This window comes from Acinetobacter sp. HZNU-JH01 (genome assembly GCF_037996845.1).
Taxonomy (GTDB): Bacteria; Pseudomonadota; Gammaproteobacteria; order Pseudomonadales; family Moraxellaceae; genus Acinetobacter; species Acinetobacter haemolyticus.
In genome coordinates this window covers 847573-860093 of sequence record NZ_JBBMZX010000001.1, presented here as the reverse complement: position 1 = coordinate 860093, position 12521 = coordinate 847573, and the positions used below count along the sequence as shown (strand labels likewise).

10 protein-coding genes and 1 CRISPR repeat array (1 of these 11 running past the window's edge) are annotated in these 12521 nt (G+C 37.7%); of the genes, 7 read left to right on the top strand and 3 right to left on the bottom strand.

Translation table 11 applies throughout. The annotated features are described in order from the left end of the window. Positions 1-133: direct repeats of the CRISPR family, unit length 28 nt (it extends 3078 nt beyond the left edge of the window). 91 nt (positions 134-224) lie between these two features. Then, entirely contained in the window at positions 225-836 is a 612-nt protein-coding gene (thiE, locus tag AAC851_RS04125; RefSeq protein ID WP_340600545.1) for a thiamine phosphate synthase, read from the top strand. Between the two features lie 84 nt (positions 837-920). Continuing rightward, positions 921-2222, top strand: a complete 1302-nt coding sequence (gene hemL / locus AAC851_RS04120) for a glutamate-1-semialdehyde 2,1-aminomutase (RefSeq protein WP_100833452.1) — start codon at positions 921-923, stop codon at positions 2220-2222. Between the two features lie 607 nt (positions 2223-2829). On the opposite strand, the gene AAC851_RS04115 is transcribed toward hemL, so the two are convergent. Next, a complete protein-coding gene (locus AAC851_RS04115) occupies positions 2830-3693 on the bottom strand; it encodes a hypothetical protein (RefSeq protein WP_340600544.1) in 864 nt (287 codons plus the stop codon). 241 nt (positions 3694-3934) lie between these two features. Here AAC851_RS04115 and AAC851_RS04110 point away from each other — a divergent pair, with 241 nt between their 5' ends. Continuing rightward, positions 3935-4579 carry an RluA family pseudouridine synthase gene (locus tag AAC851_RS04110; RefSeq protein WP_340600543.1) on the top strand — a complete coding sequence of 215 codons (645 nt, stop codon included), beginning with the start codon at positions 3935-3937 and terminating at the stop codon, positions 4577-4579. A 186-nt stretch (positions 4580-4765) separates the two neighbouring features. After that, a complete protein-coding gene (gene rapA, locus AAC851_RS04105) occupies positions 4766-7594 on the top strand; it encodes an RNA polymerase-associated protein RapA (protein WP_340600542.1) in 2829 nt (942 codons plus the stop codon). 55 nt (positions 7595-7649) lie between these two features. Here the strand turns inward: rapA and dps are convergent, their stop codons facing one another. Continuing rightward, positions 7650-8144, bottom strand: coding sequence for a DNA starvation/stationary phase protection protein Dps (dps, locus tag AAC851_RS04100; RefSeq protein ID WP_004638370.1), 495 nt, complete (start codon positions 8142-8144; stop codon positions 7650-7652). A 247-nt stretch (positions 8145-8391) separates the two neighbouring features. Here dps and AAC851_RS04095 point away from each other — a divergent pair, with 247 nt between their 5' ends. After that, entirely contained in the window at positions 8392-9480 is a 1089-nt protein-coding gene (locus tag AAC851_RS04095) for a DUF389 domain-containing protein (protein ID WP_005081876.1), read from the top strand. Positions 9481-9502: 22 nt separating this feature from the next. Here AAC851_RS04095 and fabR read toward each other — a convergent pair whose 3' ends face one another. Then, positions 9503-10198: an HTH-type transcriptional repressor FabR gene (gene fabR, locus AAC851_RS04090; protein WP_004638372.1), complete on the bottom strand. Its 696-nt coding sequence runs from the start codon at positions 10196-10198 to the stop codon at positions 9503-9505. A gap of 140 nt (positions 10199-10338) precedes the next feature. Between fabR and AAC851_RS04085 the strand changes: the two genes are divergently transcribed. Both AAC851_RS04085 and AAC851_RS04080 read left to right on the top strand, forming a co-directional pair. Beyond that, complete coding sequence (locus AAC851_RS04085) at positions 10339-11406, top strand: ferredoxin reductase (protein WP_340600541.1); 1068 nt, start codon at positions 10339-10341, stop codon at positions 11404-11406. Positions 11407-11420: 14 nt separating this feature from the next. Next, on the top strand, positions 11421-12515 hold the full coding sequence (locus tag AAC851_RS04080; protein WP_005091108.1) for a fatty acid desaturase family protein: 1095 nt from the start codon (positions 11421-11423) through the stop codon (positions 12513-12515). Positions 12516-12521 lie beyond the last annotated feature (6 nt).

The window sequence follows — 12521 nt, the reverse complement described above, 5'->3', positions numbered from 1 at the left end:
CGCCATTTAGAAATTTGAACGACAAATAGAAATCTTTCATGTGATGTTCATGGCGGCATACGCCATTTATAAACATCATAATGACAGAAGGCGAGTCACGGCGAGGTTCATGGTGTCATACGCTATTTAAATAGTGTAAATGGTTATTCCTAATACATTCAGGCACTTTAATTTTTAAATAAGAAAATATACCCTGAACCTAATATATTTTTAGTGAATTTTTCATGCGCGGTCTTTATCTCATCACCAATGATGATCCCATCCAATTATTACTTGAAAAATTAGAAGTTGCTTTAGCGACGGGAAAGGTTGCGATTTTGCAATATCGCCGTAAGAAAGTGGCAAAAATAGATCAACCGATGGAAGTTGAACAGATCAAAACATTGTGTGAAAAGTACCAAGTACCATTTGTGATTAATGATGATTTGGCTTTAGCTGAACAATTTGGATTAGGTGTCCATTTGGGGCAGTCAGATGGGGAAATAAGCGATGCGGCTGCACGGTTACCGCAAGATGTGATTATTGGACGTACATGCTTAAACTCATTAGAGCTGGCTGAAAAAGCAATTGCTGATGGCGCAACTTATGTGGCTTTTGGTGCTGTCTATGCTACCTCAACCAAACCAGAAGCAGGTAATGTTGGCATCGAAGTAATCAAGCAGGCTAAACAAAAGTTTACTGTACCCATTTGTGCGATTGGTGGTTTGACCGTTGAAAATTCTCAAGTGGTGATTGAGGCTGGGGCAAGCCTTTGTGCCGTAATTAGTGATATATTAGGACGATCAACAGCCGAAATTCCTGCTCGTGTAAATGCATGGGCAACGTTATTTGACTAAATTAGATGTAATCCGCTTTGCGGAACTTTCATCGTTTCTCGGAACGACAACGTTCCTTGTCCTCGATTCTAGGTTGAGTCTTTTATGAGTTTATCTCCAAAGCAAGAACAGTTATTTAAACAAGCAAATAAACATATTCCGGGTGGTGTCAATTCGCCTGTACGTGCATTTAACGGTGTTGGCGGTACGCCTGTCTTTATTGAAAAGGCTAAAGGTGCGTACTTGTGGGATGTTGATGGTAAGCGTTATGTAGACTACGTTGGTTCATGGGGACCGATGATTTTGGGTCATGCACATCCAGATATTATCCAAGCAGTACAAACAGCGGCGGAAGATGGTTTAAGTTTTGGTGCGCCAACGGTACACGAAACCACTTTGGCAGACACGATTTGCGAAATTATGCCATCAATTGAGTTGGTTCGTATGACCAGTTCTGGGACTGAAGCGACGATGACTGCGATACGTTTAGCACGTGGTTATACAGGTCGTGACAAAATCGTAAAGTTCGAAGGCTGTTACCATGGTCATTCAGATTCGTTATTGGTAAAGGCGGGTTCTGGTTTATTGACTTTAGGAGAAGGTGAACCAACGTCAAAAGGTGTACCTGCTGATTTTGCTAAACATACCTTAACGTTGCCGTATAACAATATTGAAGCGTTGAAAGAATGCTTTAGCAAATTTGGTCATGAGATCGCGGGTGTGATCATTGAGCCTGTTGCAGGTAATATGAATCTGGTAACGCCAATTGATGGTTTCTTACAAGCAATTCGTGATGTTTGTGATGAATACAAATCAGTATTTATCATTGATGAAGTGATGACAGGTTTCCGTGTCGCTTTAGGTGGTGCGCAATCGGTGTATAACGTAAAACCAGATTTGACCACTTTGGGTAAAATCATTGGTGCAGGCTTACCAGTCGGTGCTTTCGGTGGTAAACGTGAAATTATGGAATGCATCGCACCTTTGGGTGGCGTTTATCAAGCTGGAACATTGTCGGGTAATCCATTGGCAATGCGAGCAGGTATTGCGATGTTCAAGCATCTACGTGAGCCAGAGTTCTATGACAAACTTGCTGCACAGTTAGCAAAATTGCTCGCAGGTTTACAGACTGCGGCAGACGAATTCGGAATTCCATTTAAAACCCAACAAGTGGGTGGCATGTTTGGTTTGTACTTTACAGATCAGGATGACATTACCAGCTTTGATTCAATGCTGGCTTGTGATGTTGAAGCATTTAAGAAATTCTTTCATGGCATGTTAAAGCGCGGTGTATATCTTGCACCATCGGCATTTGAAGCTGGATTTATTTCATCTATGCATTCAGATCAAGATATTGCAGATACTATTCAAGCTGCCAAAGAAACTTTTGCCGAAATGAATGCTTAAATCTAAGGCAAGCATATTTTTTCGAATATGCTTGCTTTTTTGTTTTAAAAAACTATTTTAAAAGGTGTTTATTTGTTCAATATTATAAGCTTATTGAAAAAAGCTCCAAATTGTTATGAAAAAATCTTTTCTATTTTTATTGCTGACTAGTTTAAGTTCGTTGGTAAATGCTAAAGAAATTAAAAAGAACAATTCAGTATTATCTAAAACTGATTTTATAGAAAATATTCGTGGGGATATGGCTGGTTTTGCTAAAAGTAGTTATGAAAGATAGATAAAATGGAGTGCCCATAACTGATATTATTCAATCTGTAAATCAGGATGTGATGGATGGAGTGAGAAAAAATATATTTAAATTAACTATTTTTGAGATATATTATGAACTAAAATGTTCTGCTGAATAAAATATAAAAAAGCTGTAACTGCACTCATTAATCAAAGATATCTTATTTGTATAAAGATATTTTCGGAAAGATTTAAAATATAAAAAAATTAATTTAATAAGATTTAAAATGAATTTTTAGTATCTATTAAGTTGTATATTTAATTAATTATGTCCACTTTGGTGGACATAATTAATTTTATTTTATTTTTTGACTAATTATTTTTAGAGTGGAGATTCTTCTAGAGTTTTAATTTTATTTTTTTCGATTTTTATGGAGTTTAAATCATCTCGCTCTCTTTTGATATTGTAAAGTTCATTTTTTACATCTTCATGGCAATTTGAATCCTTAGAGAAATATTCTATTTTAATATGCTCCATAACCTTTCCATCCTTTAGCTGGCTAAAAAGTCCGAATAATTTTATATCAATATCTTTATTATACCAATCTCCAATTAATACTCCATTAGAAGATGAGTTTGTTAATAGGTTATTTGGGCTTAAAGCTATACTTTTTAGTTGATATCTTTGATTGAGGACATAAATTATGTTTTCAATCTGATTATACAGTTCACTTCTACTTATTATTACCCCTGATTCCTTGTTAGAGAAGTAATTACCAGAAAGTGCACAAACACCATATTTTTTACTGATCTTGGCTTCATATTTTGTGAAAGGTTGTGAAGGTTTTATAGGGAAGATTTGATAATTAAAATTTTCTGTATCTATATCTTTATTAAATAAATAGCTTTTTGTAAAGCTATATAATGGTTTTACTTTGGCTGAGTCTTCACCTATTTCAATAAGCATATTCATGCTATCTATATCATCTTCATATGAATTTGAATTGATAGTGGATAAAGATGGATTTAATAAAATTTTTATATCATTATAATTTGTGCCTAGACCAATGCCAAAAACTTTATCAGAGTGACTAGATATTACTTTTTTTCGTATTTGGATATATTCTTGAATCTGTTTGTTAATTTTATTTTCACTCTCTAAGCGTTTAACTTCATCTTTACTTGTACATCCTAAGAGAATATATAAAGAAAAAAGATATAGTCCTGTTTTTTTATTAATTTCCATTGATTAATAACTCGCTAACATTGTTTGATTTTAAACCAATTGTGATGCTTTTTCTTGTTATGTACTGTCAAGTTCGGGCGTGATTGAGCTAGAAATATGTCTAACAGAGAAACAAAGAATTGATTGTATTCTAACATGCTGTTGATAAAGAATAACCAATTTAGATAAAATTTGATTGTAATTTTCTTCTAAGCTTTTTATGATTGCCCGCTTGTTTTCATCGAGTCGTTGGAAGGCTACCTTGAGTGATTTTCTAAGTGAACATTTGATTCATCGTGATGAAGATTTTATGGTCATCCATAAACCTGCTGGACTACTGACAGTGCCGGGGAAAACACCAGATTTACAAGATTGTCTGATCAATCGATTATTAAAATTAGAACCCAAAACTTTACTCATCCATCGTTTGGATCGTGATACCTCCGGTATTTTGGTTTTTGGATTATCTAAATTTGGGCAAAGTACTATTTCGCGTCAATTCCAAGATCGCCAAACTTCAAAAATCTATCAAGCTTTGGTTGCGGGTCATTTAGAAGGACAGGGTACAGTTGATATTCCTGTGATTTATGATCCAAGCCGTCCTCCATTACATATCGTTGATGCAACTCATCACAAACCAGCTTTAACAGAGTGGCAAGTGCTTGAGCATTTAGAGATTCAAGGGCAAGTAGTTACACGGGTCAAGTTGATCCCAATTACAGGGCGTTCACATCAACTTCGGGTACACATGCAATATTTAGGTCATCCGATTCTTGGCGATACCTTATATGCCACACCAGAACAGCAACAGCTTTATGAGCGTTTGTGTTTACATGCGACGCAACTGAGCTTTGCTCATCCTAAAACAGGCACACAGCTTGATTTTGATTGTCCTGTGCCGTTTTAACCGTATTTTTTTAATCTAAAGAGACTTAAAGTGCGCTATTTTAGTCAGCTTTATGTCAAAATATTAGGGTTGTTTGCGTGAATCATTTTCCGTGAAAACCAAATTTAAAACTACATAAAGTAGCTTAAACTTTCATCAGTTTAAGGCATACAATATGTGGGCTAACATGAGAAAAGGTGGAATAAATTGCAGCCGTTTGCTATTGGTCAACGTTGGTTATCAGATACAGAAACTGAACTCGGTTTAGGTGTTCTTATTGATGTAGATGAACGTTCTATTAGTATTTTATTCCCCAAAAGTGATGAAACTCGTGTTTATGCACGTAACAATGCACCCTTATCACGAATCATTTTTAATGTTAAAGATGAAGTGCAAGACCAAGAAGGAATCAAGTGGATTGTTGAATCCATTGAAGACCGTCATGGTGTATTGCGTTATGACGTGGTTCGCACACTGGAAAATGGTGAAGAAGAGCGTAAGTCTCTCAATGAAACCCGTATTGGTGCGCAAATTCAGCTGTCAAAACCTTTAGAACGTCTGTTGGCAAGCCAAGTCGATTATAAAGAGTGGTATGACCTTCGTATCGAGGCGATGTTGTTGCAAGCGCAAATGCATACCAGTCCTTTACGTGGTTTTCTCGGTGCGCGTGTCGGTTTGATTCCACATCAGCTTTATATTGCGCATGAAGTCGGTAAGCGTTTTGCACCGCGTGTTTTATTGGCCGATGAAGTAGGCTTGGGTAAAACCATTGAAGCAGGCTTAATCATCCATCAACAACTCAAAACAGGACGTTCAGAACGTATCCTGATTTTGGTGCCTGATTCACTGCAATATCAGTGGATGATTGAAATGCGTCGCCGTTTCAATTTGCAATTCTCGCTTTTCGATTTAACCCGTACTGCTTCGATCAAAGAACATGATCCTGATCTTAATCCCTTCCTAACGGAACAATGCATTATCGCCAGTGTCGATTTGATGGTTGACCATGAGGATTTACGTGAGCAGGCGGTTGAAGCGGGCTTTGATTTACTGGTGGTGGATGAAGCGCATCACTTGATGTGGAGCGAAGAAGAAGGCGGTAATGATCGTTATGATCTGGTAGAAGAATTAGCAGAACAAACGGCGGGTGTTTTATTACTTACAGCTACACCTGAACAGTTAGGTGTAGAAAGTCATTTTGCACGTTTACGTTTACTCGATCCGCAACGTTTTAGCAGCCTCGACCGTTTCCTTGATGAAGAAGAACAATATCAACAAACGGCGAAAGTTGCCGAAGTATTAATGTCTGACGAAGCATTGACTGAAGCGCATTTGGCAGCATTAGAAGGCTTATTGGGTCATCGGATTGATGATCAGCCTGAACAGCGCATGCGCGCGATTCATGAGCTCTTAGATCGTCATGGTACAGGTCGTATTTTATTCCGTAATACCCGTGAAGCGATCCAAGGTTTCCCTGGTCGTGATTGTCAGCCAGCGCCATTACCAGCACCAGAAGATTGGTCTATGGATGGCAAAATGCGTGAGCAGATGTGGCCTGAAGAGGGGCAAATTGATGGCGCTTGGATGGAAACAGATCCGCGTGTGCCTTGGTTAATGGAAGTGCTCCGCAAGGATTTAAAACATAAAAAGGTATTGTTGATTGCACGCAGTGGGCCTGTGGTTGAGGCCTTGGAAAATGCATTACGCTTACATGCAGGCATTCGCACAGCGATGTTCCATGAAGGTATGAGTTTATTAGAGCGTGACCAAGCGGCGGCATACTTTGCAGAAGACAGTTATGGTGCTCAAATCCTGTTGTGTTCTGAGATTGGTTCAGAAGGGCGTAACTTCCAGTTTGCCAGCGACCTGATCCTATTTGATTTACCGGCAAATCCTGATGTACTTGAACAACGTATTGGTCGTTTAGATCGTATCGGTCAAGAAAACCGTATACAAATCCACGTGCCTTACTTAATGGGAACAGCGCAAGAACGTATGTTCCGTTGGTACAACGAAGCACTCAATATTTTCAGTAATATTTCTCCAACGGCACAAACGCTACAAGAGAACTTTATTGTTGAATTGAAAGATTGTTTGCTTGCGGATCAAGGTCAGACCTTTGAAGATTTACTTGAAGAAGTGAATGTACAACGTCAAGCACTGGAAGCTGAATTACAAGCAGGGCGTGACCGTTTGCTTGAGTACAATTCATGTCGTCCAGTGGTTGCACAAGGCATTGTACAAGCACTTGAAGATTATGATGACAATACGACTTTACCGATGTTTGTGAAGCGTTTTATGTCATCAACCAACATTGATTTTGATGAGCAAAGTAACGGTACCGTGATCATCAAGCCTACTGATCAAATGCAAGTTCAAGGTTTGACCTTGGATGAAGAAGGTATGACAGCAACTTTCTATCGTGATCAGGCACAGATTCGTGAAGACGCGCAATACTTAACGTTGGAACACCCATTTATTGAAAGTGTGATGGAAATGATCCGTACACAATCTTTTGGTAGTACCAATGTTGCGTTGTTAAAATCTAATGCGTTAAAACAAGGTTCAGTGTTACTTGAAGTTTGGTTTAAAGTTGACGTGGTTGCGCCCAAAGCATTGAACTTACCATCTAGTTTGCCGAAGCATTTGATTCGTGTATTACTGAGTGAAAATGGTCAGGACTTGTCTGCAAAGATTGATCCAAGCATTTTACGTCCGTACCTGCACCATTTAGATGGTAATAGTTGCCGTCAAGTGGTGAAAGCACGTCGCGAAGTGATTGAAACACGTTATGCACAAGCGTTGGATATTGCTAAATCGTCATTGCCTGAGTTAATGCAACAGGCTAAAGAACACTATAGTGGTAAATGGCAGTATGAGATTGACCGTTTAACTTATCTCAAGCAATTTAACCCAAGTATTCGCCAAGATGAAATTGAGCGTTTGCAAAAATTCCAACAAGAAGGCTTAGGCTTACTTGATGGTTTATCTGTTACGCCTGAGGCGATTCAGGTGTTGGTCGTCGTTAAACCATAATTGTAATACCAACAAAAAAGAGGACGATAAGGTCCTCTTTTTTATGCATTTAAATTTAGTGATCAATATTGGCTTCTAAGAACCATAGATATTGGTCTAAGTCTTCTAAAGCTGCATGAATAATATCTTCCGAAATAGGATCTTGAATTTCGTCAATTGTATCGCGTAGATGGTTAGCCACTACGCCATAACGATCAGCTAGTTCTTTTAAATGGTCTTGTACAGCATGGATCGCAACTGGATAAGGTTTTAGATGAGAGCTTTCTGCAACTGTTTGAGTAGTCCCTAGCGCCGTACCACCAATTTGTACCGCACGTTCAGCAACATTATCTAAATGCGTAATAATAGATGTACGGAACATATCTAACATTTCATGAACTGCAATAAAATTGCTACCGCGCATGTTCCAATGTGCTTGCTTTGTTAATAATGATAAATCGATCAAATTTGCAAGAATTTGATTCAAGATTTTAACCGTCGCTTCTTTGATTGAATCATCTAAATTATTACGTGTATATACTTTTAAAGTTTTAGCCGCTGAAGAATTCATAGTTACCTCATTCAATTATCATTAATGAAAAACAGTAAATTAAAACCGTTGACTCCTTATTTAGAGTACGCTTCAAGATCTTTTGAGAGTGTTTTAGTTTTTAAACCTTTTGTAATCAATGGTGAGTTTTAATATTTTTTTGAATAAATTACAGTGTCTTAAAGTAAAATGATTCGATTGAAATAAAGCCTTGGTTCTGCTGTGCTGAGCGTAGTGATTTTATTCTTTTAATAAAGAGACGTAACAAATGGAAAATGAAAAAGATAAGCCAACCATTGTCATTAGTGATCATCCTGAACATAAGCGAATTGAAGTTTTAAAAGAAAAACTACGTTATAAGCAAGCTTTGCGAGAGAATTCTAAAAAGATTGACCATAAATTAGTGCGTTTAAATATTCAGGCAGATGCTTTACCTACGAAAACATTCTTTATTATGAATGCATTAGCTGCAGTCATTGCAGGCTATGGTTTGTTGGCTGATTCTTCAGCAGTAGTAATTGGGGCTATGCTTGTCGCAATGATGCTTGGGCCAATTTCAGCAATTGCATTGTCTCTGATTGATAATCGATGGATCTTGTTTATTACGGCACTTAAAACGTTGGTTCTAGGTGTGGTCATGATTTTTGGGATTGGTGTGATATTAGGACTGATCAATTTTAATATGGCGCTCACCCATGAAATATTATCTAGAACTCAACCCAATGTGATTGATTTAATGATTGCGTTGGCAGGTGGGGCTGCTGGTGCATTTGCAGCTGTTTCACCTCGACTCTCCGTGGCTGTCGTTGGTGTTGCGGTTGCAACGGCTTTAGTTCCGCCATTAGTTGCAAGTGGGATTTTATTGGCACATTTGGATTTTCGCCATTCCGCCAACGCCTTTTTATTGGCATTTACCAATATTGTGGCAATACAGATCAGTTCTTCATTGGTATTGTGGATTGCAGGTTTTAGAAGAGGTTCTGATGAGCAAGTACAGAGTAATGTATTAGAGTTTATAAAACGGAATATGGTGAGTTTACTGTGCTTGTTGGTACTGAGTGTTTATCTGACTGCAAATTTTTTACATATGATCAAAAAACAGATGTACGAAACAAAAGCGCGTACAGCTATTACCGAAGCTTTAAATAAAAATAATAATATTATCGACAAAATACAATTTGCTAATCAGACTCAATACACGTTAGTCCGTGTTGTCGTTGAAGGAGACACATTGCCAAATACTGCAGAAATAGAGAAATTAAACGCTATTTTACCGCGTGACTTAAAAAATATGCCTACTCTTGTACAAATAAGATTTATACCAGTACGGATTATTCAAGCGGGTGATCAACAATAATGTAAATTGTGATAGACATGGATTAACGAATACTGGCTTCATCCAAATGTCGAGCACCTTCTAAGATCATTCGAATCATGATCATAGTCTGTTCTGCAACCTCGGTTCGTTGTTCAACAGGGAGGTCGAGTACTTTAGCACCCATATTAAATACCAATTGAGTGATCGCTTTGGCTGCAATGTCGGCATGACTCATTTTACTATTATTCATTTGTTCTAAACGAATCAAATCTTCTTGTAATTCTTGTTGAAAGAAATTGAGTTGACGATCAACCGCAGCTTTATACGAGGTTGAGCCAGTATAACTTTCACGTAGCAATAGACTGAGATTTCCTTCATCTGCATCTAATTGCTGAATGAAGACCTCGACAGAACTTCGGATAATACTTTGTTGTAAAACTGCTTTTAATCGAGCTTCACGAATAATCTTACGCAGAACCAAACCTGCACGATCAATTAGTGCAATCGCAAGCTCGTCAATATCTTTAAAATGGCGATAGAAGCTATTAGGTGCAATACCTGCCTCACGTGCGATCTCTCGCAAACTCAATGAAGCAATGCTTTTTTGTGGACCGATCAGATTCAAAGTTGCTTGGAATAACTCTTCTCTTGTAATTGTTGCTTTTCTGCCTACTGAACGCACAGGAGCTTTCATTGGAATGACATCTTGGTCATTTAATGTGTCAGTGTTGAGCTGTGAAAAAGAAGAATGAACCATTGTTTTCAAAATATAAGTAAGCTAATTCAGAGTATAGCGGTTGTATTTGAACTTGTGAAACATAAATTATTATACACATGTATATATACAAATAAATATACATGTGTATAATAACTACAAAACAACCAGAGTACCTGCTCATGTATGCAATCGAAAAGAGAAATTCTCTATTCAATTCATTGGCAAACAGCGTAATGAACAGCCATGATGCCAATTTTTGGTTACAGAAAATCAATCCATTGTGGTCTGTAAATCAACCTTTAGCCCAAATCGTAAAAAAACAAATAGTGGCAAAAGATACAGTCAGTCTAATTTTAAAATGCAATCGTCATGTTCAGCGCGGGATGGCAGGACAACATCATCCGATTACGGTTGAAATTGCTGGACGTCATTACGAGCGTACTTATAGTTTGATGCAAGTGGATGCAGAACATCTTTGCTTGACGGTGAAAAAAGTTGATCAAGGTCTTGTTAGTTCATGGCTTGTTGAGAAATCTCGAATAGGCGATATCGTTCGTTTAGGGCAGCCTTATGGCGATATGCAGCAGCATATTCAAAGTCCAAATTTATTGTTACTTGCAGCAGGCAGTGGCATCACACCGATGTTGAGTTTGATTGAAGCACTATGCCAATCTAAGCAATTGAATACGGTCAATGTTCAGTTAATGTACTGGGTTAAAACCTATGAAGATGCAGCATACGCTAAGTATTTAAAAGAAGTTTCAGAAAATTTTGCAAATTTTAGTTATCAAATTCTTTATACCCAAGAACAAGATCAGCGTTTAAATCAAAATCATGTTGATCAATTAACCAAGTTGAATCAAACCACAGTTTATGCATGTGGTCCTTCTGGCTTTGTGGCAACCGCAGAGACATTATTCGTAAATGCTGCATTTATCCAAACAGAAGCATTTAGCTTAAGTCAATTTGAACATGATGCGACAGATACGGGTTTTATTAATGTCACATTAACTCAGTCCAATAAGACTGTGGCAATTCCAAAAGGTCAATCGATCTTAGCCAGTTTAGAACAGCAAGGCATCAAGCCAAACCACGGTTGTCGTATGGGAATTTGTAATAAGTGTGCTTGTAATAAAGCGCAAGGTGCGACAAAAAATCTACTTAATGGTTCAGCCAATCATGAACCATCTCAGCTATTAAAAATTTGTGTAAATTCTGCTCAATCTGATCTTGTGATTGATCTATAAGCGAGAAAATGATTATGAACATGCCTGTTAAAATTCAATATTTTAAAAACCCTAAAAATCGTGATTTAACTGCCGCAGAGTTAGAAGCTTTTGCACGCGAATTGGATCAAATCAAACAAGATGTGTTAAATGATTTGGGCGAAAAAGATGCGAAATATATTCGTCGTGTTTATTCAACCATTCGCTATAGTAGCTTTTTAGGACGTGCACTGTTATTTGCAGGTTGGTTTCCGCCAGCATGGTTATTGGGAACAGGTTTATTAGGTTTTGCCAAGATCATGGAAAACATGGAGTTGGGACACAATGTCATGCATGGTCAGTATGACTGGATGAACGATCCTAAATTCAATGGTCAAACCTACGAATGGGATACGGTAGGGACTTCAGATAATTGGAGACAAACACATAATTACAAGCATCATACTTATACCAATATTAAAGGTATGGATGATGATGTTGGCTATGGCGTATTTCGCTTATTTCCAGAGCAGCGGTGGACGAAGTTCTCTGTGATTCAGCCATTATATATCTTGCCTTTCAGTCTGTTATTCCAATGGGGTGTCGCAATTCAAAATCTTGAATTAGGCAAACTCGTGTATAAGCGCAAAACTATGGATGAGTTTAAGCAGGAATGGCGACCTGTTAAAAAGAAAATAGGCAAACAATTATTTAAAGATTATGTATTTTTCCCATTGATTGCGGGGCCGTCGGCAATTCCTGTATTTGCAGGAAATTTGGTTGCCAATGGTATACGTAATGTTTGGACATTTAGTATTATTTTCTGTGGTCACTTTACCAAAGATGCAGAAGTTTTCCCGAAAACAGTTTTACAAAATGAAAGTCGTGGTCATTGGTATATGCGCCAAATTCGTGGGTCATCAAATCTCACGGGATCAGAGGCATTTCATATTTTAACAGGGCATCTCAGTCACCAGATTGAGCATCATCTGTTTCCAGATATCCCTGCACGTCGTTATCGTGAAGTCGCACCAAAAGTGGAAGCTGTATGTAAAAAATATGGCCTAAATTACAACAATGCGAGTTTTGTAAAACAATTCGGTGAAGTGGTGGGTCGTATCTTTAAATATGCATTGCCATTTAAAAAATAATCTTTA

Bases quoted from the DNA above. Each gene is read 5' to 3' on its own strand.
- thiE (WP_340600545.1), top strand. From the start codon at position 225: ATGCGCGGTCTTTATCTCATCACCAATGATGATCCCATCCAATTATTA.
- hemL (WP_100833452.1), top strand. From the start codon at position 921: ATGAGTTTATCTCCAAAGCAAGAACAGTTATTTAAACAAGCAAATAAA.
- AAC851_RS04115 (WP_340600544.1), bottom strand. From the start codon at position 3,693: ATGGAAATTAATAAAAAAACAGGACTATATCTTTTTTCTTTATATATT.
- dps (WP_004638370.1), bottom strand. From the start codon at position 8,144: ATGAATTCTTCAGCGGCTAAAACTTTAAAAGTATATACACGTAATAAT.
- AAC851_RS04095 (WP_005081876.1), top strand. From the start codon at position 8,392: ATGGAAAATGAAAAAGATAAGCCAACCATTGTCATTAGTGATCATCCT.
- fabR (WP_004638372.1), bottom strand. From the start codon at position 10,198: ATGGTTCATTCTTCTTTTTCACAGCTCAACACTGACACATTAAATGAC.
- AAC851_RS04085 (WP_340600541.1), top strand. From the start codon at position 10,339: ATGTATGCAATCGAAAAGAGAAATTCTCTATTCAATTCATTGGCAAAC.
- AAC851_RS04080 (WP_005091108.1), top strand. From the start codon at position 11,421: ATGAACATGCCTGTTAAAATTCAATATTTTAAAAACCCTAAAAATCGT.